Here is a 21,073-nt window from a genome sequence, read left to right as displayed (position 1 = left end):
CAACCAGTACCGATCACGATGACGCGAGGTGTTATGAGCCACGACCTGTCCACCACAGCAGGCAAGATCGCCGACTTCCGGCAGCGCCGCGAGGAGGCCGCGGTACCGTCCGGACAGGCGGCCGTGGACAAGCAGCACGCGCGCGGGAAGAACACCGCCCGGGAACGCATTGAGATGTTGCTGGACCCCGACTCGTTCGTGGAGTTCGACGCCCTGGCCGTGCACCACAGCACCATGTTCGGCATGGAGAAGAAGAAGCCGCTGGGTGACGGCGTGGTGAGCGGTTTCGGCACCGTGGACGGGCGCCTCGTGGCCGTCTACTCCCAGGATTTCGGCGTGTTCGGGGGCTCCCTGTCCCAGGTCAACGGCGAGAAGATCGTCAAGGTCCAGAAGTTCGCACTGCGCAACGGGTGCCCGGTGATCGGGATCAACGACGGCGGCGGCGCCCGCATCCAGGAGGGCGTGGCCTCCCTGGCGATGTTCGCGGACATCTTCCGCATGAACGTGCGCTCCTCCGGGGTGGTCCCGCAGATCTCGCTCATCATGGGCCCGTGCGCCGGTGGCGCCGCCTACTCCCCCGCACTGACCGACTTCGTGGTCATGGTGGACAAGACCTCCCACATGTTCATCACGGGCCCAGACGTCATCAAGACCGTCACGGGTGAGACCGTGGACATGGAGACCCTGGGTGGGGCCCGCTCCCACAACGAGCGCACGGGCACAGCCGCCTACCTGGCCTCGGACGAGCAGGACGCCTTCGACTTCGTCCACGAGCTGCTCGAGTACCTGCCCGGCAATAACCTGCAGGACAGCCCGGTGCTCGACCACGACCAGGTCGAAGAGGTCACGGACGAGGACCTCGCCCTGGACACCTTGATCCCGGACTCCGCGAACCAGCCGTACGACATGCGCACCGTGATCGAGACGGTCGTGGACGACGGGCACTTCATGCAGATCCAGGAACTCTACGCCCCCAACGTAATGGTGGGCTACGCCCGCGTTGAGGGTCACACCGTGGGGATCGTGGCAAACCAACCCATGCAGTTCGCCGGGACCCTGGACATCGCGGCCTCCGAGAAGGCCGCGCGGTTCGTGCGTCACTGCGACGCGTTTAACATCCCGATCCTCACGTTCGTGGACGTCCCCGGGTTCCTGCCCGGCACGGACCAGGAGTTCAACGGGATCATCCGCCGCGGGGCCAAGCTACTCTACGCGTACGCGGAGGCCACGGTCCCCCTGGTCACGCTCATCACCCGCAAGGCCTACGGCGGCGCGTACATCGTGATGGGGTCCAAGAAGCTGGGCGCGGACATCAACCTCGCGTGGCCCACCGCCCAGATCGGTGTCATGGGCTCCCAGGGTGCTGTGGAGATCCTCTACCGCCGGGACCTCAAGGCCGCCCAGGAAACCGGTGAGGACCAGCAGCTGCGCGCCGAACTCGCGCAAAAGTTCGAGGAGGACCTGCTCAACCCCTACCAGGCCGCCGAACTTGGGTATGTGGACGCGGTGATCTGCCCGTCCGAGACCCGCGAGCAGATCATCCGGGCCCTGCGCGGGCTCGCGGACAAGCGCGCGTCCACCCCCGCCAAGAAGCATGGGAACATCCCGCTGTGAGCACGGCCGAGAACAACTCACCGGCCTCGCGGGCGGCCGGTGACGTGTCCCGTCCCGCCCATGATCCGGGGACCGCGGCGGTTGCTTCGCTGCCCGAGACCATGAGTCGCCAGGACCCCCTGTTCACGGTCACCCACGGCAACCCGACCCCGGAGGAGCTGGCCGCGCTCACCGTGGTGTTCTCCGCGCAGGCCGCGGCGCAGGACGCCCAGCCCTCCCGCGCACCCAAGCCTCCGCGGTCCCAGACCCGGCGACTGCGCCTGGGCCTGCGGTTGCGACCGGGTCGCGGTGCGTGGCGGCGCACCCTGCCCGATCGCTGAGCCCAGTCCGCCGCCCCCTTGTCGGCTTGTCAGCGCACATGAGGAGGATGCATCGAAATGGATAATGTTTCCGTGGCTGTCATCTCCTCGTCCTCCCTGGGTTCACTCGCCCTCGTGCTGCTGATCAGCGGGGTGGCCAAGCTCGTCTCCCCCTCCACCGGCCCGTCCCTGCTGACGTCCCTGCCCACGCCCCTCATGGCGCGTTGGCTACAGGGTGTCCTGCCGTGGCTCGAACTGGTCCTGGCGATCGCGCTCCTGCTGGCCTCCGGGGTGGTGCTGTGGGCCGCGGCCTCCGCCGCCACGGTGCTGTTTTCGGTGTTCACGGCCGCGGTGTTCCGCGGCACCCGGCAGTCGGATCCCGCCTCGTGCGGGTGCTTCGGCTCCCTGTCCCGCGCCCCGGTGGCCAGGCGGACCGTGGTGCGCAACCTCGCCTTCACGATCGTGGCCGTCCTGGCCCTGCTGCTCGTCACCGTGGGCGGTTACGACGGGCCGGTCCTGGACGTCCCGTGGTGGGTCGTCGTGGCGGTCGCGATCCCCGTGGGACTCATGCTCGTGAGCCTGTGGAGCGAACGCCCGGGTCCGTCCCGCGCCGGTGACCCGCATGCGCTCGCCGGGATCCCGCCGCTGCCGGGTTCCTCGCACGACGACGCCGCTGTGCCCGCCTACGCGCTCACGGCGGGTACTCCGGTCCCCGCGCAGGCGGGCCCACCGGCGGGTGCGGTCCCCGGCGCCGTCGCGCCTCGACCCGCGGGAGGCTCCGCAGCCCCTCGACCGGCCGGCATTTCCAAAGCCCCCGAAGAACACGACGTCTACGTGCGTTTGCCCATTCCCTACGCGGGGCTCACAGACGCCGCCGGTAACCCGGTGACCCTGCGTGGCCTGGCCGCCACCGCGGCGCGCGCCCTGGTCCACGTGAGTCCTTCGTGCGGCGCATGCACCCCCGCGATCGACCGTGCGGCGGGGATGCCCGACCACCTGGGGCCGGTCGCGGTGCACGCCGTGGTGGCCCGCGAGGAGGACCGAGATCTGCTCCCTCCGAGCCTGCGTGCAGCGTGTTTGGTGGACCGCGAGCACGAGGTGAGCGCCATGTTCGAGCACCCCGGTACCCCGTGGGTCGTGGTGCTCGGTGCCGATGGGCTGCTCGCCGGCGGCCCGGTCGCGGGTACGGACGCAGTGCTCGAGCTGCTCGCGGAACTCGAGGAACGATTCGCGGGCTGAACTCGCGGCCCCGGTGCTTCGCGGCGGCCACACCGGTGAGTACACCGGCGCGCTCCCCGGTGCCGCGGGAACCGCGCCGTCGCCGCGCCGAATTGCGACAGCGCCGACGTGCGAGCGCACACCGCCCGGGCGTGTCGGACTCGCCAGGGTGCTTGCCGCCGGCCGGAGCGTGACTAGGGTGACACTCTGTGACGCACATCGACTCCACCCCGCAGAGCCGCGAACCCCTGGCACCCCTGGGCACCACGCACCGCTCCGCGACCGCCGTGGACACCCTCGCAGAAACCTACTTCGACCATTGCATGGCCCTGGATCCCAGCGCCGCCACGTTCAACGGCATTCCCGGCCACGAGACCGACTACCCGGACTACGGGCCCGCGGGCCGCGCGGCCGCCGCGGAACTGGCCCGCACCACGCTCGAGCTCGTCGAACGGGCGGAGCCCCAGGACGACGTGGACCGCGTGACGCTGCACGCGCTGCGCGACGAGCTGCGCCTGCAGCTGGACCGCCACGAGGCGAACCTGGACGTGTCCGTGGTCAGCAACATCGCGTCCCCGGTGCAGGAGATCCGGCAGATCCTGGACGCCATGCCGCGGGACACGGAGCAGGAGTGGAAGCACATCGCGGGCCGGATGGCCAACATCCCCGCGGCCCTGGAGCAGTACCTCGAGGGCCTGCGCGAGGCCGTGGAACTGGACCGCCCGCCGTCCGCCCCGCAGATCGTGGAGGCCTCCCAGCAGGCGGAGCAGTACGCGTCGGACGAGGGCTCCTTCGCGGTTCTCACGAACGACCCCGCCGCGCCGGAGGGCGTGCGCGAGGAGCTGCGCCGCGCCGCGGACGCTGCGCGCGAGGCGTACCGCGCCGTCGCCCGGGCACTGCGCGAGGAGTTCGCCCCCGGGGCGCGGGAATCGGACGCGTGCGGGATTGACGACTACCGATTGCACCTCGCCTCGTTCCTGGGCGCCCGGCTGGACCCGCGCGAGGTCTACGACTGGGCGGTGCAGCAACTGCTCGAGCTGGATGCCGAACAGCGCCGGATCGCGGAGCAGATCCAGCCGGGAGCGAGCATCCCCGAGGCCATGGCCGCCCTCACCGCGGACCCCGCACGGCAACTGCACTCCCCCGAGGAGCTGCAGGCCTGGATGCAGCGGCTATCAGACGCCGCACTGGACACCCTCGCGGACACCCACTTCGAGATCACCGAGCCCATGCGCGAACTCGAGTGCCGGATCGCCCCCACGCACGACGGCGTCATCTACTACACGCCCCCGAGCGGTGATTTCACCCGGCCCGGGCGCATGTGGTGGTCCGTCCCCGAGAACGTCTCCCAGCACGCCACGTGGGAGGAGACCACCACGGTCTACCACGAGGGTGTCCCCGGTCATCACCTGCAGATCGCCACAGCCCTGGCGAACGCGGGTGAGCTCAACAGATGGCGCCGGATGGGCATCTGGGTCTCCGGTCACGGCGAGGGCTGGGCGTTGTACGCCGAGCGACTCATGGCCGAGCTGGGCTTCTTGGACGACCCCGGGGATCGGATGGGCATGCTCGACTCGCAGCGCCTGCGGACGGTGCGCGTGATCTTCGACGTGGGATTCCACTGCGGCTTCGAGATCCCGGAGGTGCTCGGGGACCTGCTGGGCGGCGCGCGCGCGGGTGAGACCTGGACCTCCGACGACGGTTGGGCGTTCCTGCGCCACAACGTAGTGATGGCCGATTCCGTGCTGCGCTTCGAATGGTTGCGCTACATGGGATGGCCGGGTCAGGCGCCGTCCTACCGGATCGGCCAGCAGATGTGGCTCGACGCCCGGCAGCAGGCCATGGCGCGCGAGGGAGCGGACTTCGACCTCAGGCAGTTTCATGCCCGCGCACTGCGCCTGGGCTCCGTGGGATTGGACACACTCTCGTACGCCTTGGCCCTGTAGGCGGCGGATTCTCAGGGATTCTTCAGGGTACGGGATTTTATTCCCGTGTCACGCTGTCATATTTCGTCATGTGACCCGTGCCGTTTAGGATACCCGGGCCTATCCTGGGCGCATGAATTCCGCAGAAAGTACTCGCCGTCTCCCGCGGTGGATGACGTCGTTCGGGTGGCAGATCCTGATCGCTCTGATTTTGGGTCTTCTCCTCGGATCGCTGGCCGCTGCCATGGGTGGCGACCCCGAGGAGAACCCCAACTGGCTCATGACCACGTTGGACACGATCGGCACGAGCTACGTCACCATCCTCAAGGCCGCCGTGGTCCCGCTCGTGGTCACGGCCGTGATCTCCTCCATCGCCAACCTGCGTGACGTCTCCAACGCCGCGCGCCTCGCGTGGAAGACCCTGTTGTGGTTCGCCATCACCGCGTTGATCGCGGTGGTGATCGGCATGCTGCTCGGTGTCATCGCGCAGCCCGGTGTGGGCACCGGCCAGGAACAGCCCGGCACGTATTCCGGCAGCGAGGGCTCGTGGCTCGGGTTCCTCAAGGGCCTGATCCCCGTGAACTTCCTGGGTCTGGAGACCAGCTCCAAGGTCGTGGATCCGGAGACCGTGACCACCGCCGTGAACTTCAACATCCTGCAGATCCTGGTGGTCTCGCTCGTGATCGGCATCGCCGCGCTGAAGGTCGACAAGGCCGCCGAGCCGTTCCTGACCTTCATGCAGTCCGCGCTGGCCATCATGCAGAAGGTCGTGTGGTGGATCATCCGCCTGGCTCCCCTGGGCACCCTGGGGCTCATCGGCCGCGCCGTGTTCGAGTACGGCTGGACCTCCATGGGTTCGCTCGTGAAGTTCGTGATCACGGTTTACGTGGGCCTGCTGCTCGTGGCCTTCGTGGTCTACCCCCTGTTGATCAAGCTCAACGGGCTGTCCGTCAAACAGTTCTTCTCGGGCGTGTGGCCCGCCATGCAGCTGGGCTTCGTCTCCCGTTCGTCCCTGGGCACCATGCCCATGACGCAGCGCGTGAGCGAGCGCAACCTGGGTGTCCCCGGGCACTACGCGTCCTTCGCGATCCCGCTGGGTGCGACCACCAAGATGGACGGTTGCGCCGCGATCTACCCGGCGATCGCCGCGATCTTCGTCGCGCAGTTCTACGGTGTGCCCCTGACCCCGATGCACTTCGTGCTGATCGCGCTGGTCTCCGTCCTGGGTTCCGCCGCGACCGCCGGCACCACCGGTGCCACGGTCATGCTGACCCTGACGCTGTCCACGCTGGGCTTGCCGCTCGACGGCGTGGGCCTGCTGCTCGCCGTGGACCCGATCCTGGACATGGGCCGCACCGCCCTGAACGTCACCGGTCAGGCCCTCGTGGCCACGATCGTCTCCAAGCGCGAAGGCATCCTGGACACCCGGCTCTACGACGCCCCGCGTTCGGGTGAGCCGTTCAAGGACGACGCCGCCCTCATGGAGCAGCCCGCCCACTCCGGTGAGCAGGGTTCGCACGCGTACGCTCCCGCCGCGCCGTCGGACGGGCAACGCACCGAGTAGGCGCCACCGACCACCGGCACTTTCTGTGAACGGGGCAGTCCGGGTTCTCCCGGGCCGCCCCGTTGCGTGTGCACATTGTGTACGCATGAGGGGGCATGCGGGTGCCTGTCATGATGTCGGGGGCCTGGCTATAGTGTGGTGCACCTCACTTTCGGACAACAGGATGGTCGCCATGAGCGTGTACACCCAGCCCGGCACGGACGGATCCGTCGTCAGCTTCAAATCCCGTTACGAACACTTCATCGGCGGCGCGTGGGTGCCCCCGGTCAAGGGGCAGTACTTCGAGGACGTCACCCCCGTCACGGGCAAGGCGTTCACCGAGGTCGGCCGGGGAACGGCCGAAGACATCGAGGCCGCACTCGACGCCGCGTGGGCCGCAGCGCCGTCGTGGAACGCCTCTACGCCCGCGCAGCGAGCGCTCATGCTCAACAGGATCGCGGACCGCATGGAGGAGAACCTCGAGGTGATCGCGGTCGCAGAAACCTGGGACAACGGCAAGCCCGTGCGCGAGACGCTCAACGCGGACATCCCCCTGGCCATCGACCACTTCCGCTACTTCGCCGGTGCGATCCGCGCGCAGGAAGGGCGGCTGTCCCAGCTGGACGAGGACACCGTGGCGTACCACTTCCACGAGCCCCTCGGCGTCGTCGGCCAGATCATCCCCTGGAACTTCCCCATCCTCATGGCCGTGTGGAAGCTCGCCCCGGCGCTCGCCGCGGGCAACTGCGTGGTGCTCAAGCCCGCCGAGCAGACCCCGGCGTCCATCCTGGTGCTCATGGAGCTGATCCAAGACCTGATCCCGGACGGCGTGGTCAACATCGTCAACGGCTTCGGCGTGGAGTGCGGCAAGCCGCTCGCGTCCAACAAGCGCATTCGCAAGATCGCGTTCACCGGTGAGACCACCACGGGCCGACTCATCATGCAGTACGCGTCCGAGAACATCATCCCGGTGACCCTGGAACTCGGGGGCAAGTCGCCCAACATCTTCTTCGAGGACGTCGCCCAGCAGAAGGACGGCTTCTACGACAAGGCCCTGGAAGGCTTCGCGTTCTTCGCTCTGAACCAGGGTGAGATCTGCACGTGCCCGTCGCGCGCGCTGATCCAGGAATCGATGTACGACCAGTTCCTCGCGGACGGGGTCGACCGCGTCTCTCGTATCACCGCCGGCAACCCGCTCGACACCGACACCATGATCGGCGCGCAGGCCTCCACGGACCAGCTCGAGAAGATCCTGTCCTACCTGGACATCGGCAAGAAGGAGGGAGCGAAGGTTCTCATCGGCGGCGAGCGCGCCGAGCTCGAGGGCGACCTCGCTGGCGGCTACTACGTGCAGCCCACCGTGTTCGAGGGCACCAACGACATGCGCATCTTCCAGGAGGAGATCTTCGGTCCGGTGCTCTCGGTGGCGAAGTTCGGCTCGTACGACGACGCTATCTCGATCGCCAACGACACCCTCTACGGTCTGGGCGCCGGTGTGTGGGCTCGTAGCGGTAACACCGCCTACCGCGCCGGCAGGGCCATCCAGTCCGGCCGCGTGTGGGTGAACCAGTACCACAGCTACCCCGCGCACTCCGCGTTCGGCGGCTACAAGTCCTCGGGCATCGGCAGGGAGAACCACCTCATGATGCTCGACCACTACCAGCAGACCAAGAACATGCTCGTGAGTTACACCGAGAACGCGCAGGGCTTCTTCTAGACCCTGACCGGAAGGCGAGGAACCGTCATGAGCACCCCTTCATCACCGGCGGACCCGTCCCCGGCGGACATCGTGGATCCCGAACACCCCGTGGTGCTCGAGGCGACCGCTGCGGTACCCGGTGAGACCACCTCACGGGTCGGTTTCACCGGGCCCGCAGTGGCCCTGTTGCAGGAACTGTGGGAGCAACATGGACCCCTCATGTTCCACCAGTCCGGGGGATGCTGTGACGGTTCCTCGCCCATGTGCTTCCCCGCCGGTGAGTTCCGCACGGGCGCGGCCGATGTCCTGCTGGGCACCGCCCGGTTGCCGTCCCCGACCGGCGAGGATCTCGGGGGCCTGGAGTTCTGGATCTCCGCCGAGCAGTTCGAGTACTGGCGGCACACGCGGTTGGTGATCGACGCCGTTCCCGGCCGCGGTGGGGGCTTCTCCCTCGAGGCCCCTACGGGCCGGCGCTTCCTCACCCGCAGCGAACTGTGTGGGATCGAGGTGTACTGATCGGAGACGTTGGTCAATCGTGAGAAGGTTGGTTGGTTCCCGCAGGCTGTGTGGGGCGGTGGTGGTTGTAGTAGTGCATGCAGCCAGCCCTTGAGTTTCCCGCGGCGCTCGGCCTCGCTCGTGTAACAGCGGGCGTAGCCCCAGCCGTCGGCCAGGGTGAGGTGGAACCGCTCGATCTTCCCGTTGGTCTGCGGCCGATACGGCCTCGTGCGCTTGTGCCGGATGCCGAGGTCGATGCAGGTGTGTCGCCACAAGTGTGAGCGGTAGGCGCCGCCGTTGTCGGACAGCACCTCTCGACGGTGACACCACGCTGGTTGAACCACTCGACGGCCCGGACGAGGACGGCAGTGGCAGTGAGGGTAATGTCGTCGTCGTGGATCTCGGCGGGGCATTCAATCGCTGGGCGACAGGCTCACCAGGTGGGAAGTTCGCCGTGGCCTGGGGTGACGCGTCGCTCATCCTGACCAATGGGACGGTCGTTGATGCTGGCCTCGCGATGGGTCATGTAGCCCTGTGCGTCGAAACGCCACAGCTCATTGCCGTAGGAGCGCCACCACCGGCCGTCATGGTCGTGCCACTCGTACTGGAATCGCACGGCGATCTGATCCTCGGTGAACGCCCACAGGTTCTTGCGGAGTTGATAGTCGAGTTCCCGATCCCACTTGGCGGTGAGGAAGGCAATCACCTGGTCCCGGCCGGTGATCGTCTGGTCACGGTTTCGCCACACGGTATCGACGCCGTAGGCCTGGGCCACCGTCTCGGGATCGCGAGTATTCCAGGCGTCTTCGGCGGCCTGTACCTTGCGGGCGGCGGTTTCGGCGGTGAACGGTGGGATGGGGTTACGGGTTTGGGTCATGTGATGGCTCCTTGACCTGGGAGCGGATGTGTCAGTGGTTTGCGGCGTTGGCCACGTGGGTGGCGCCGGGTGGTACTCGATGCCTTCTTGTACCAGTTGTAAGAGGGCGTGACGTTGGGAGTAGGGAACGAACCAGTGACGGTTTCGGTTTAGGCCGCGAGTGTGAGCGGCTTGGTTAGTTTGGCTTCGAACTCGAGGGGCGTCAACCCGCCGAGTCTGTCCTGGGCTCGTTGACGGTGATACTTCCACTCGATCCAGACCACGATGGCCAGGCGCAGCTGCCGGGCCATCGCGCGACCACGGAACTGGCTCCCTGTGTCGGCGTGCAGGATGCACCCGGCGACGTCGCCTCGGCGGGCGAGTGCGTTGCGGACCGCGTCCACGGCGAGTTTCGCGGTCATCCAGTTCGAGATCGAGTATCCGACGACGCGGTTGGAGAACACGTCTTTGATCGCGCAACAGTAGAGCGCGCCCTCCCTCGTCCAATCCCCCGTGATACCCCTCAGCCAGAGCCGGTTCGGCTCATCGGCGCGGAAGACCCGCTGGAGGTGGTCCTCGAACACCGGCGGGCCCGTTGTGTTCCCCTTCCCGCGCCGGCGAGCTCGGCAACGAGCGGGTATGTCAGTGTGGGCAGCCGCCGAGGCGCAGATTCGCTTGCGACAAATACGCCGCAGCCCTACTGAGCATCTCGTTGTCCTGCTCCAGGAGGCGGATCCGCTTCTTCAGCTCCCGAGCATCCGCCGCGTCCGACGCAGTCTGACCAGGCCGATTTCCTTCGTCACAGTCGACCTGACGGAGCCAGTTCTGCAGGGTCGCTTCGCTGATACCGACGTCGGTAGCAATCTATGTGATGGTGACTCCGCTCTCACGACGGCGAGCGACCGCGATAACGTCCTGCTGGAACTCTCTGGGATGAGGACCGGGCATGATGACATCCTCCCCGCCAGCGCCTCTCAACGCTAATGATCAGTTATCACATACTCGTTCCCCACGCCCGGTCTCGACCACCAAGATGACCTACGACGCCCTGACTCGGCTATACGTCACCAAGCGCCGAGCGGAAGGAAGGAACGACCGAGAGATCCGCCGCTGCATCAAGCACTACCTAGCCCGTCACGTCTATCGAACCCTCAACGCTATGACCCCGAGCGGGAATGGCTCTTGACCGACATAGAAGTATCTGGACACCCCTCGGCAGACGTCACCATCGGACGTCAGCGTGGGGTTTGCCGGCAGGGGCGAGGTCGGCGGGTAGTTCTGGTTGTCCGGTTGGAAGGTTGGACAAACAGAACTACCCACTCATGCAGGTTCTACCGAGAGGTTAGATTGCGGCGACAGCCGAACGAACAGCCTCAGCCATGGACGTGGCCGGGCGTCCGATGAGCCTGCTCAGGTCTTCAGAGTTCACCAGGAGGTCTCCGCGGGCTATTCCCAGGTCAGAATCTGCGAGGATTTCCGCGCCCCCCTCGGGCACTCCGACCCTGACGAGCATTCCGGCGTATTCGCGCGGCGGCAGGTCCTGGTAGGAGATGTGCTTGCCGGCCGCGGCGCTGACCTCTGCCGCAAGCTCGGCCATGGTGAACGGCTTGTCACCGCCGAGCTCATAGATCCTGCCGGCCTGGTCGTCGGCCAGCAGCATCGCGGCGGCCGCCTGGGCATAGTCTGCGCGGGAGGCGGCGCTCACCCGACCATTGCCGGCACTGCCGACGAGGGCACCCTGAGCGAGCACGCCCGGCAATTGGTCGGTGTAGTTCTCCAGATACCAGCTGTTGCGCAACAGGACGAAAGGAACGCCGGACTGCTCCAGGAGGGTCTCGGTGGCTTGGTGCTCGACGGCCAGCTTCATCCCACTGCCGTCTGCGTTGGCGATGCTCGTGTAGGCGACCAGCTGGATACCCTCGCGCTGAGCGGCCTCGATCACGGTACGGTGCTGCTCCACCCGCTGGCCCACCTCGGAACCGGAGATCAGGAGGACTTTGCTGGCCCCCTTCAAGGCCTTTCCTACGGAGGCCGCGTCGGTGTAGTCCAGCTTCCTCACGTGGACACCGCGCTGTGCCAGATCCGCGATCTTGTCAACTGCACGCCCTGCGGCCACAATTTCCTGCGGCGGAACGTTGCGCTCCAGCAGTGCCTCCACGACCTGGCGGCCAAGCTGGCCGGTGGCTCCGGTGATAACGAGGCTCATGATGTCCTTCCATGGGGTCCTTGACGGAAGGTATAACCACCCCACCTTTCGATTACTTCCGAAAAGAGGGTACGCACTTCTCAGTAAGGTACTGATATGAAAGTTAGTGATTCTGCATCCGGGGGTGCGTGAGGCGGGGGGCTGGTTGGCGCGGGCGGTGTACCCGCCACGCTGCTTGTGGGCGCGTTCGGAAGCCAGGGCTTGGCGGGAGCCTCGCCCGTGGGCCCACCAACCACCACCGTCGGGGATTCTCCCGAGCTTCTTCACACCCAGGTGGCCACAGTGGGCCGGGAAACCCGGAACTTTGCAGCCACGTGAGCCTGGGGCACACCATCGTAAAGATGACGGTGCACCATCCGCAGAAGGCCGGTCGGGGTCAGGGGTGCATTAGCGTGGGTCATGAACGGGCTCTCTCGTACGGGTGGGTGGTGTAGGTGGGCCGCCCCCTTCATTCGGTCCGGTCGCTGTGCGAGTCGTCGGTTTCCGATTGATGGGTGCATTGCCGAGCGTAGTCGACGGGTGCGAGGTAGCCGAGCGATGAATGCCGGCGGTCGTGGTTGTACGGACGACCTGCTCCGAGGTGTGACGCTTCCTGCTGTTCGTCATGATCTGACCAGTCTCACTGCCCGGACCCCCGGGCAACAGGACGACTCACACAACCACCGGACCTACCAAACGGGGTCAGCCCATAGGAACTTCCATCCCGCGACGAGCAGCCCGCTCCTCATCTCACCACCACACCCGTGCCAACAACCCCATCCCCCACAACAGCGAGGAAGCACCTTCATCGGGCCCGCGTCACTCGTGAACGGCGGCGCTCCGCGCCTCGGATCCCAGGTGCGGACCCGCCGTTCGCGCGCGGTCGTCCCGTCGGCGGAGGGCGGCGCGCCGGATGAGCCACCGGCTCACGAGCTGCAGGAGCAGCCCCGCGGCGAACGTCACGGCCATGAACGGGCGGTCGATGTCGAGCGGCAGAACCACGGCCGCCATGCACACCGCACCGAGCACGATGAACGCGGCACGAGCGATGCAGCGGCACTCGGTGCGCCAATAACCACGGGGCAGCCGTACGGCCCGTCGGCATGTGGCGAGCGCCGCGAGCCACCCAGTTCCCAGTGGAACGGACAGTTGGGGGTACGTGAGTCCGGCGTCGCCCGGCAGGGCGATCACCGCGCCTCGAGCCACCACCTGGTTGGCAAGGATCAGGGCCAGGGTCACGGCCAGGGCGTCCAGCAGTATCGACGTCAGGGGGCGGGACAGCCATCGCGAAGGCCGCGCCGGTGGTGTCCCGGTGGCGTTCGTAAGGCCGATGCCGTCCGAGAGCCACGGCCCGTGCGGGAGCCCGGCTCCTATGGACGGCCCGTTCGCCAGCCCGGTCCCGAGGGACAGCGCGGGCCCGTTCGAGGCGTGGGATGCTGTCGCTGGTCGGGACCCGGTGACGCCGGGGAGGTCCCGTGGGATGCGCGCACCACGACGCACGATCTCGACCATCCGGGCCACCTCCCTCTCCACGCGCGCGGCCGACGTCACAGGGTACATCCAGATACTTGAGGGTGTCCCTATTTGTATGATCGCGGCCCTCCCGCGAGCACACCCCTCCTCACCGGACCGACGTCCCCTCACCCGATCCGCCGTAGAGTGAGGGGCGTGCACCCCGCTCTCGTCCTGGCCTCGCAATCACCGGCGCGCGCGTCCCTGTTGGAGCGCGCGCACATCCCGTACCGCGCCGTCGTCTCCCACGTGGACGAGGACGCCCTCGTGGCCGCGGAAGCCCCCGAGACCCCCGCAGAGACCGCATTGCTACTGGCCCGGGCCAAGGCGGAGGCCGTCGCAGCGCTTCCGGAAGCAGAGGGACGGCTCGTGCTGGGTTGCGACTCCGTGTTCGAGCTCGACGGCGTCCCCTACGGCAAGCCGTACGAGCCGGACGTCGCGATCGAGCGCATCAGCGCCATGAGCGGGCGCACGGGCACGCTGCACACGGGCCACTGGCTCGTGGATGCGCGCACGGGCGAGGCTTCCGGCAACGGCCTGGTCTGTTCTGCGGACGTGCACTTCGCCACCATGACACGCGCGGAGATCGAGGACTACGTGGCCACGGGTGAGCCCCTCCAGGTCGCAGGCTCCTTCACCCTGGACGGGCGGGGATCCCAGTTCATCGAACGGGTGGACGGGGATCCGAACGCCGTGATCGGGCTGAGCCTGTCCACCCTGCGTACCCTGCTCGCCGGGGTAGGGATCCGGGCGTCCTCGTGGTGGGGTGCCGCAGCACAGGGCGGGGCGCAATGATTTGTAGATCTTCCACAGTTACCGCACCGCGGTGCCCCCGCGCTTAGGCGTTCCCCGGCGCGGGGCACTAACCTTTCGGCAGAGAGTCGACAAGGAGCTATCACGTGACAACCACCTCGCGGCAGCAAGAGGCCGCCACCGCAACCCGCCCCGTCACCAAGGTCCTCGTGGCCAACCGAGGGGAGATCGCGGTGCGCGTGATCCGCGCCGCGCGCGACGAGGGCATTGCCTCCGTGGCCGTCTACGCGGACCCGGACCGGGATGCGCTGCACGTGCGCATGGCGGACGAGGCGTACTCACTGGGCGGGACGACCGCCGCGGACTCCTACCTGCGGATCGACAAGATCCTCGACGCCGCTCGACGCGCCGGTGCTGACTCCGTCCACCCCGGTTACGGGTTCCTGTCCGAGAACGCGGAATTCGCCTCCGCGGTGATCGCGGCGGGACTCACATGGATCGGCCCTCCCCCGGCGGCGATAGCCCAGCTCGGTGACAAAGTCGCGGCCCGCCACATCGCGGAGAAGGTCGAGGCGCCGCAGGTCCCCGGCACCGCCGACCCGGTGTCCTCGGCCCAGGAGGTCCTGGACTTCGCGGACGAACACGGCCTGCCGATCGCGATCAAAGCCGCCTTCGGTGGTGGCGGCCGTGGCATCAAGGTGGTGCGTGAGCGCGCCGCGATCCCCGAGCTCTACGAATCGGCCGTGCGCGAGGCTACCGCCGCGTTCGGCCGCGGTGAGTGCTTCGTGGAACGGTTCCTGGACGCACCCCGCCACGTGGAGACCCAGTGCCTCGCGGACCAGTTCGGCAGCGTCGTCGTGGTGTCCACGCGCGACTGCTCGCTGCAGCGGCGCAATCAGAAGCTCGTGGAGGAGGCACCCGCGCCGTTCCTGTCGGACAAGCAGATCGAGCGGCTCTACGAGTCCTCCAAGGCCATCCTCAAGGAAGCCCAGTACCAGGGCGCGGGGACGTGCGAGTTCCTCGTGGGCCAGGACGGGACGATCTCCTTCCTGGAGGTCAATACGCGCCTACAAGTGGAGCACCCCGTGTCGGAGGAGGTCTCGGGACTGGACCTGGTACGGGAGCAGTTCCGCATCGCCCGCGGTGAGGCTCTCGGCTACGACGACCCCGAGATCCGCGGACACAGCTTCGAGTTCCGGATCAACGGCGAGGACGCCGGCCGCAACTTCATGCCCTCCCCCGGCACGCTCACCACGTTCACCGTGCCCTCCGGGCCGGGCGTGCGCGTGGACTCCGGCGTGGAGGCCGGCGAGACCGTGGGCGGGAACTTCGACTCGATGCTCGCCAAGCTCGTGGTGACCGGTGCGACCCGCACGCAGGCCCTCGAACGGTCCCGCCGGGCCCTGCAGGAACTGACGATCGAGGGCATGCCCACTGTCGTCCCGTTTCACCGGGCCGTGGTGAGCGATCCCGCGTTCGCAACCCCGGACGACACCCCCTTCACCGTGCACACCCGGTGGATCGAGACGGAGTTCGACAACCGGATCGAGCCCTTCACCGTGGCACCCGAACCCTCGGCGGACGAACCCGAACGGCAGAGTGTCGTCGTGGAGGTGGGCGGTAAGCGCCTCGAGGTGACCATGCCGCAGCTGGGAGGTGCGGCCCGCCCGGACGCGGCCCAGCCCAAGGCACGCAAGCAGCGCAGCGGACGCGGCACGGCGGCCCGCGGAGCCTCGGGGGATTCCCTCTCCTCACCCATGCAGGGCACGATCGTGAAGATCGCCGTGGCCAACGGGGACGAGGTCTCCGAGGGGGACCTGATCGTGGTGCTCGAAGCCATGAAGATGGAGCAGCCGCTCACCGCCCACAAGTCCGGTGTGATCAAAGACCTGGACGTGTCCGAGGGGGACACCGTCTCCGCCGGCACCGTGCTGGCCTCCATCACGGGCTGACGCCCCGGCGCATCGCCTTACGGGGCCGGGGCATCGCCCCGGAGCTCCCACCAATCCGTCGTAGCGGCCCCGGTTCGGAACAGGACCGGGGCCGCTACGCATCCGCTCGACGACGAGACTGGCCCAGCACAAGAACTGAGCGACGTCGAGGTTCCATCTCAGAATGTGGACGCCAGAATTCACCATGCGGTATGGCCGGTCTTATCTTGAAGGCATTTCGCCCCTGAGTCCCTGTGAGGTTCTTCATGTCTTCCACCGTGTCCACCGTGGATCCGGGATCCCCCGCGGAGCAATCACGTGTGCCCCGCAGCCGCGTGATCCTGGCGTCCCTCGCGGGAACCACGATCGAGTTCTACGACTTCTACGTATACGCGACCGCTGCGGTGGCCGTGTTCCCCGCCCTGTTCTTCACGGGCGAGAACGACACCGCCAAGCTGCTGGCCTCCATGGCCACGTTCGCCGCCGCGTTCTTCGGCCGGCCCATCGGCTCCGTGATCTTCGGTCATTACGGGGACCGGATCGGGCGTAAGGCCACCCTGATCGGCGCGCTGCTGACCATGGGTATCGCCACGTTCCTGATCGGCCTGCTGCCCACGTTCTACCAGATCGGCATCTGGGCTCCCCTGATCCTCACGATCCTGCGCTTCTGTCAGGGCCTGGGACTGGGCGGCGAATGGTCCGGTGCCTCCCTGCTCGCGACCGAGTACGCGGAGGAGGGCAAACGGGCCCGCGCCGCGATGTGGCCGCAACTCGGCGCGCCGTTCGGGTTCATCCTGGCCAACGGCTTCTTCCTGCTGCTGACCGTGGTCATGCAGTTCGGCACCGCGGGTCACCACCTGGGCACGGGCCACCCGTTCCTGGTGTGGGGCTGGCGGATCCCGTTCCTCGCGTCCGTGGTCATGGTCCTGCTGGGCCTGTGGGTGCGGATCAAGCTCGAGGAGACCCCGGTGTTCCAGCGCGCGGAACAGCAGGGTGAGAAGGTCAAGGCCCCCGTGGCGGAGGTCTTCAAGACGTCGTGGGTGCAGATCATCCAGGGCACGTTCATCATGCTCGCCACGTACGTTCTGTTCTACCTGATGACCGCATGGGTGCTGTCCTACGGAATCGGCAAGCCGGAGACCGGTGGGCTGGGCATCGAGTACCGCACGTTCCTGATCCTGCAGTTGCTCGCCGTGCTGCTGTTCGCCGCCATGGTCCCCGTCTCGGGCTGGCTCGCGGACCGCTACGGCCGCCGCTCCTCGCAGCTCGTGATCACGAGCCTCATCCTGCTGTTCGGCCTGAGCTTCGCCCTGATCATGAACCCCGACCTCGTGGGCACGGGCACGGATGCGTCCCTACTGCGCGTGCTGGTCTTCCTCACGATCGGCATGACCCTCATGGGCCTGACGTTCGGTTCCATGTCCGCGATCCTGCCCGAACTGTTCCCCACGAACGTGCGCTACACCGGTTCGGGCATCGCGTACAACGTCGCGTCCATCCTGGGTGCGGCGATCACCCCCTACATCGCGGTGCTGCTCAACGCGCGCTTCGGCGTGGGCGCGGTGGGCCTGTACCTGTCCTTCGCCGCCGTCATCACGCTCATCGCGCTGTGGTTCTCCCCCGAGACCCGGCACGTGAACATGTACACCGTGGGCACCAAGGCCGCCAAGTAGGCCTTCCGCTTCCACGGACGACGGCGCCGCGGTGACCTTCCGTACGAAGGTCACCGCGGCGTCGTCGTACCCGGAGTGCGAACCGTGCCCGCCGGAACGAGCGGTGCTCGCCCGAGCGGGGCAGTCAGCGGTGGACGTGCAAGCGGCGCGCGGCCTCCGCGATCGTGCCGGACAGGGACGGGTAGACCGCGAACGTGTCGGAGAGGTCGTCCACGCCCAGGCGGTGGGTCACCGCGAGCGCGATCGGGAAGATCAGCTCGGAGGCGCGCGGTCCCACGACCACGCCGCCCATGACCGTCCCGCTGCCGCGGCGGGCGAAGATCTTCACGAAACCGTCGTCCACGGCCATCATCTTGGCGCGCGGGTTGGTGGACAGCTTCATGGTCATGCCGGTGAACATCGTGGGATCCGCCTCGACGTCCGACTGGGAAATGCCCACGGAAGCGATCTCCGGGGACGTGAAGATGTTGGACGCGACCTCGCCAGTGTGCAGAGGGTGCACGGTGTCACCCAGGATGTGGGCCACGGCGATCCGGCCCTGCATGGCGGCCACGGAGGCCAGGGGCAGCACGCCCGTGCAGTCACCGGCGGCGTAGATCCCGGGGACGGACGTGCGGGAGACCGAGTCCACCTTGATGTGACCGCGCTCGTCCATGGCGACCCCGGCCTCCTCGAGACCCATGTCCGCGGTGTTCGGGATTGAGCCTACGGCCAGCAGGCAGTGCGATCCGCGCACCTTGCGCCCGTCAGAGAGCGTCACGCGCACGCCGTCCCCGGTGTTCTCCACGGAGTCGGCGCGGGAGCGGGACAGCACGCGCAGACCGCGGCGCTCGAAGACGTTCTCGAGCACCTGGGCGGCATCGGTGTCCGAACCGGGCAGCACCTGGTCGCGGGACGAGATCAGGGTGACCTCCGAGCCCAGGCCGTTGTACGCGGAGGCGAACTCGGCGCCGGTGACACCCGAACCCACCACGATCAGCTTCTCGGGGATCTCGGTGAGCTGGTAGATCTGCTTCCAGTTGAAGATCCGCTCGCCGTCAGGCTTGGCGGTGTCCATCTCCCGGGGGTGCGAGCCCACTGCGAGCAGGACGACGTTCGCGTGGAGTTCGTACTCGGCGTCGTCGTCGGAGGGGCTGACCACCACGGTGTGCTGATCGGCCAGGCGGCCGCGGCCCTGCACCACGCGCACGCCCACGCGCTCCAGGCCGCGCTTGATGTCACGGGACTGCGTAGCGGCGAGGCGCAGCAGGCGCACGTTGACGGTGTCCAGGTCCACGCGGAGGTTGTTCAACTCCTCGCTCGCGTCCTGACCGTCCCCCACGTGCACGCCCAGGTCCTTGGCGTCCGCGAACCGGTTCATGGTGTCCGCGGACGCGATCAGGGTCTTGGAAGGGACCACGTCCGTGAGCACGGCGGAACCGCCCATGCCCTGCTCCTCGATCACGGTGACCTCCGCACCGAGGGACGCGGCGACCAGTGCGGCCTCGTAACCACCGGGGCCGCCGCCGATGATCACGAGCTTCGGATTCGCAAATTCAGTCTGCACACTCACGGTCCCCATTGTTGCAGCATTTACCACGGGTGCTACCGCCCATGATGGTGGTCCGGGTCTTCCGCGGGCCGGTTACGAGTGGCCGAGTCAGCGAACACACGTCGTAGGAGGAGACATGTCCACCGTCGCTCTCGTTGTCGTTCTGGGCTTCGTCCTTTTCGTCGTCCTCGTCGTCGTCCTGGTCGTCGGGGTGGTTCTCACGGCCTCACTCCGCCGGCAGCGCCCGCCCGCGTCCGATCCGGCCCCTCCGCTCAATGGCCACGTGGTGCGGGGTGCACCTCCCGCCGATCGTTGAGGACGACCCCTTGCCGGCAGGACCCTTGCCCGGGCCTTTCACGTCCGAACGGTGGATCGCGGCTTAGAGTGGTGACCGTGACTGAGAACGCAACGGCTTGCACGGATCCCTTCGACCTCGCCCGCCGCGCCGCGGACGTCCTGCGTGAGCGCACCGGCGTGCAGAGGCACCGGATCGCCCTGACCCTGGGCTCCGGGTGGGGCGGTGCCGCGGACCTCATCGGTGAGACCGAACACGAGATCCCCGCGACCGAGATCCCCGGCTTCTCCGCCCCCGCCCTGCAGGGCCACGGCGGCACCCTGCGTTCCATCCGGCTCACGAACGGGGATCACGCCCTGGTGATCGGGGCGCGCACCCACTTCTACGAGGGCAAGGGTGTGCGGGCCGTGGCCCACGGCGTGCGCACGGCCGCCGCGGCCGGAGCCGAGATCATGATCCTGACGAACGGATGCGGCGGACTGAACCCCGCATGGGCGCCCGGGACCCCCGTGTTGATCCGCGATCACATCAACCTCACCGCCCACTCCCCGCTCGAAGGCGCCACCTTCGTGGACCTCACCGACCTTTATTCTCGGCGGATGCGGGACATCGCCCACCAGGTGGACCCCGGACTCGACGAAGGCGTTTACGCCCAGTTCACCGGACCGCACTACGAGACGCCGGCGGAGGTTCGGATGGCCAAGGTGCTCGGGGCGGACCTCGTGGGCATGTCCACGGCGCTCGAGGCGATTGCCGCGCGCCACGCCGGCCTCGAGGTGCTGGGGATGTCCCTCGTGACCAATCTCGCGGCGGGGATCAGCGACGAGCCCCTGTCCCACGAGGAAGTGCTCGAGGCCGGCCAGGCCGCCGGTCCCCGGATCTCCCGGCTGCTCGCGGACGTCGTCGCGAAGTTGTGAGAACGCGCGCCGGTTCGGGTGCTCGATATCGACGGAATGTCGGCAAGTTCCGGTCCCAGGCACTAGACTTGGCGCAGGAACGTAATGGGCCCGCCGCGGCGGTCTGAAAGGGTGAACTCATGGTCAGAAGAGCCGAAACACACACGAGCGATCAGTACTCCGCTGGGCGCACGGTGGAAGATGGCAGCCACGCGGTGACCGACGACCACCGGGCCGCCCGCTCCGACCACGATTCCGCGTCCCGCCGCAAGCCGCAGTACTCTGGCCAGGACGACGTCGTGAAGAACGCCATCCTCTTCGGCGGCGGTTTCATCACCATCCTGGTGAGCCTTTACCTCTTCGCGTCCTACCCGGACAGCTGGTTGCTGTTCCTGCTCGGGATCCTGGCCTACGGTCTGGCCCTCATGGTCCCCACCACGATCCTCAATGGCAGCACCGCCAAGCACTCCACGGGTGGCAAGGAAGTCACCCTGGACCTCCCGCGCGACGCCTCCGAGATGGCCCGCCAGCCCATCGGCGCGGGTCAGCGCCAGGACAACGTGAGCCACTGACGCACCACATCCACGACAGCCCCGCTCGTCCACCCGGATGAGCGGGGCTGTTTCCGTGTGCGGACCTGCGAGCAGG

At 67.6% G+C, this 21,073-nt stretch carries 16 protein-coding genes and 4 pseudogenes; 13 read left to right on the top strand and 7 right to left on the bottom strand.

The genetic code is table 11. The annotated features are described in order from the left end of the window. Nucleotides 1-33 precede the first annotated feature (33 nt). From J1M36_RS11505 to J1M36_RS11475, 7 genes are all read left to right on the top strand, one after another. Nucleotides 34-1,614, top strand: coding sequence for an acyl-CoA carboxylase subunit beta (locus J1M36_RS11505; RefSeq protein WP_064846904.1), 1,581 nt, complete (start codon nucleotides 34-36; stop codon nucleotides 1,612-1,614). Beyond that, nucleotides 1,611-1,934, top strand: a complete 324-nt coding sequence (locus J1M36_RS11500; protein ID WP_342358341.1) for an acyl-CoA carboxylase subunit epsilon — start codon at nucleotides 1,611-1,613, stop codon at nucleotides 1,932-1,934. The genes J1M36_RS11505 and J1M36_RS11500 overlap by 4 nt, the downstream gene beginning before the upstream one ends. 72 nt (nucleotides 1,935-2,006) lie before the next feature. Further along, nucleotides 2,007-3,152: a MauE/DoxX family redox-associated membrane protein gene (locus J1M36_RS11495; RefSeq protein ID WP_206479731.1), complete on the top strand. Its 1,146-nt coding sequence runs from the start codon at nucleotides 2,007-2,009 to the stop codon at nucleotides 3,150-3,152. Nucleotides 3,153-3,340: 188 nt separating this feature from the next. Beyond that, a complete protein-coding gene (locus J1M36_RS11490) occupies nucleotides 3,341-5,077 on the top strand; it encodes a DUF885 domain-containing protein (protein WP_206479728.1) in 1,737 nt (578 codons plus the stop codon). A gap of 112 nt (nucleotides 5,078-5,189) precedes the next feature. Further along, a complete protein-coding gene (locus tag J1M36_RS11485; RefSeq protein WP_206479725.1) occupies nucleotides 5,190-6,620 on the top strand; it encodes a dicarboxylate/amino acid:cation symporter in 1,431 nt (476 codons plus the stop codon). A gap of 172 nt (nucleotides 6,621-6,792) precedes the next feature. Next, entirely contained in the window at nucleotides 6,793-8,316 is a 1,524-nt protein-coding gene (locus J1M36_RS11480) for an aldehyde dehydrogenase family protein (RefSeq protein WP_131333257.1), read from the top strand. A 27-nt stretch (nucleotides 8,317-8,343) separates the two neighbouring features. Further along, the gene (locus tag J1M36_RS11475) at nucleotides 8,344-8,814 is read left to right on the top strand and encodes a DUF779 domain-containing protein (protein ID WP_206479724.1); all 471 of its coding nucleotides are present in this window, start codon (nucleotides 8,344-8,346) and stop codon (nucleotides 8,812-8,814) included. Here J1M36_RS11475 and J1M36_RS11470 read toward each other — a convergent pair. From J1M36_RS11470 to J1M36_RS11460, 3 genes and pseudogenes are all read right to left on the bottom strand, one after another. Then, nucleotides 8,808-9,199: pseudogene (locus J1M36_RS11470) on the bottom strand (integrase core domain-containing protein); the annotation flags it as partial. The gene J1M36_RS11475 and the pseudogene J1M36_RS11470 sit on opposite strands and share 7 nt — an antisense overlap. Before the next feature lie 27 nt (nucleotides 9,200-9,226). After that, nucleotides 9,227-9,670, bottom strand: a complete 444-nt coding sequence (locus J1M36_RS11465; RefSeq protein WP_206479722.1) for a nuclear transport factor 2 family protein — start codon at nucleotides 9,668-9,670, stop codon at nucleotides 9,227-9,229. Nucleotides 9,671-9,819: 149 nt separating this feature from the next. After that, a pseudogene (locus tag J1M36_RS11460) lies at nucleotides 9,820-10,597 on the bottom strand (DDE-type integrase/transposase/recombinase). A 70-nt stretch (nucleotides 10,598-10,667) separates the two neighbouring features. Here J1M36_RS11460 and J1M36_RS12930 point away from each other — a divergent pair. Beyond that, nucleotides 10,668-10,835 (top strand): annotated as a pseudogene (locus tag J1M36_RS12930) (IS110 family transposase); the annotation flags it as partial. Between the two features lie 156 nt (nucleotides 10,836-10,991). On the opposite strand, the gene J1M36_RS11455 reads toward J1M36_RS12930, so the two are convergent. From J1M36_RS11455 to J1M36_RS11445, 3 genes and pseudogenes are all read right to left on the bottom strand, one after another. Continuing rightward, nucleotides 10,992-11,855 (bottom strand): SDR family oxidoreductase, encoded by an 864-nt coding sequence (locus J1M36_RS11455; protein ID WP_206479720.1) that lies wholly within the window; start codon nucleotides 11,853-11,855, stop codon nucleotides 10,992-10,994. 156 nt (nucleotides 11,856-12,011) lie between these two features. Then, nucleotides 12,012-12,149 (bottom strand): annotated as a pseudogene (locus tag J1M36_RS11450) (IS481 family transposase); the annotation flags it as partial. A 504-nt stretch (nucleotides 12,150-12,653) separates the two neighbouring features. Next, entirely contained in the window at nucleotides 12,654-13,073 is a 420-nt protein-coding gene (locus J1M36_RS11445; protein ID WP_206479718.1) for a hypothetical protein, read from the bottom strand. Between the two features lie 429 nt (nucleotides 13,074-13,502). On the opposite strand from J1M36_RS11445, the gene J1M36_RS11440 reads away from it, so the two are divergent. From J1M36_RS11440 to J1M36_RS11430, 3 genes are all read left to right on the top strand, one after another. After that, complete coding sequence (locus J1M36_RS11440) at nucleotides 13,503-14,141, top strand: Maf family protein (protein ID WP_206479716.1); 639 nt, start codon at nucleotides 13,503-13,505, stop codon at nucleotides 14,139-14,141. 104 nt (nucleotides 14,142-14,245) lie between these two features. Further along, nucleotides 14,246-16,051, top strand: a complete 1,806-nt coding sequence (locus J1M36_RS11435; protein WP_206479714.1) for a biotin carboxylase N-terminal domain-containing protein — start codon at nucleotides 14,246-14,248, stop codon at nucleotides 16,049-16,051. 245 nt (nucleotides 16,052-16,296) lie between these two features. Continuing rightward, nucleotides 16,297-17,703, top strand: a complete 1,407-nt coding sequence (locus tag J1M36_RS11430) for an MFS transporter (protein WP_206479704.1) — start codon at nucleotides 16,297-16,299, stop codon at nucleotides 17,701-17,703. Nucleotides 17,704-17,827: 124 nt separating this feature from the next. Here the strand turns inward: J1M36_RS11430 and J1M36_RS11425 are convergent, their stop codons facing one another. Then, nucleotides 17,828-19,264 (bottom strand): NAD(P)H-quinone dehydrogenase, encoded by a 1,437-nt coding sequence (locus J1M36_RS11425; protein WP_085106941.1) that lies wholly within the window; start codon nucleotides 19,262-19,264, stop codon nucleotides 17,828-17,830. Nucleotides 19,265-19,627: 363 nt separating this feature from the next. Between J1M36_RS11425 and J1M36_RS11420 the strand changes: the two genes are divergently transcribed. After that, the gene (locus J1M36_RS11420) at nucleotides 19,628-20,446 is read left to right on the top strand and encodes a purine-nucleoside phosphorylase (RefSeq protein ID WP_085106998.1); all 819 of its coding nucleotides are present in this window, start codon (nucleotides 19,628-19,630) and stop codon (nucleotides 20,444-20,446) included. A 194-nt stretch (nucleotides 20,447-20,640) separates the two neighbouring features. Next, on the top strand, nucleotides 20,641-20,997 hold the full coding sequence (locus J1M36_RS11415; protein WP_342358340.1) for a hypothetical protein: 357 nt from the start codon (nucleotides 20,641-20,643) through the stop codon (nucleotides 20,995-20,997). Nucleotides 20,998-21,073: the final 76 nt, after the last annotated feature.

The organism is Kocuria sp. KRD140, assembly GCF_017168375.1.
GTDB classification, from domain to species: domain Bacteria; phylum Actinomycetota; class Actinomycetes; order Actinomycetales; family Micrococcaceae; genus Kocuria; species Kocuria marina.
The sequence above is the reverse complement of the archived record's forward strand: the minus strand, read 5'-3'. Positions and strand labels throughout refer to the sequence as shown.

What these genes read in the sequence shown, in the direction of transcription:
- J1M36_RS11505 (WP_064846904.1), top strand. Translation starts at nt 34, where the DNA reads ATGAGCCACGACCTGTCCACCACAGCAGGCAAGATCGCCGACTTCCGG.
- J1M36_RS11485 (WP_206479725.1), top strand. Translation starts at nt 5,190, where the DNA reads ATGAATTCCGCAGAAAGTACTCGCCGTCTCCCGCGGTGGATGACGTCG.
- J1M36_RS11480 (WP_131333257.1), top strand. Translation starts at nt 6,793, where the DNA reads ATGAGCGTGTACACCCAGCCCGGCACGGACGGATCCGTCGTCAGCTTC.
- J1M36_RS11475 (WP_206479724.1), top strand. Translation starts at nt 8,344, where the DNA reads ATGAGCACCCCTTCATCACCGGCGGACCCGTCCCCGGCGGACATCGTG.
- J1M36_RS11465 (WP_206479722.1), bottom strand. Translation starts at nt 9,670, where the DNA reads ATGACCCAAACCCGTAACCCCATCCCACCGTTCACCGCCGAAACCGCC.
- J1M36_RS11455 (WP_206479720.1), bottom strand. Translation starts at nt 11,855, where the DNA reads ATGAGCCTCGTTATCACCGGAGCCACCGGCCAGCTTGGCCGCCAGGTC.
- J1M36_RS11430 (WP_206479704.1), top strand. Translation starts at nt 16,297, where the DNA reads ATGTCTTCCACCGTGTCCACCGTGGATCCGGGATCCCCCGCGGAGCAA.
- J1M36_RS11425 (WP_085106941.1), bottom strand. Translation starts at nt 19,264, where the DNA reads ATGGGGACCGTGAGTGTGCAGACTGAATTTGCGAATCCGAAGCTCGTG.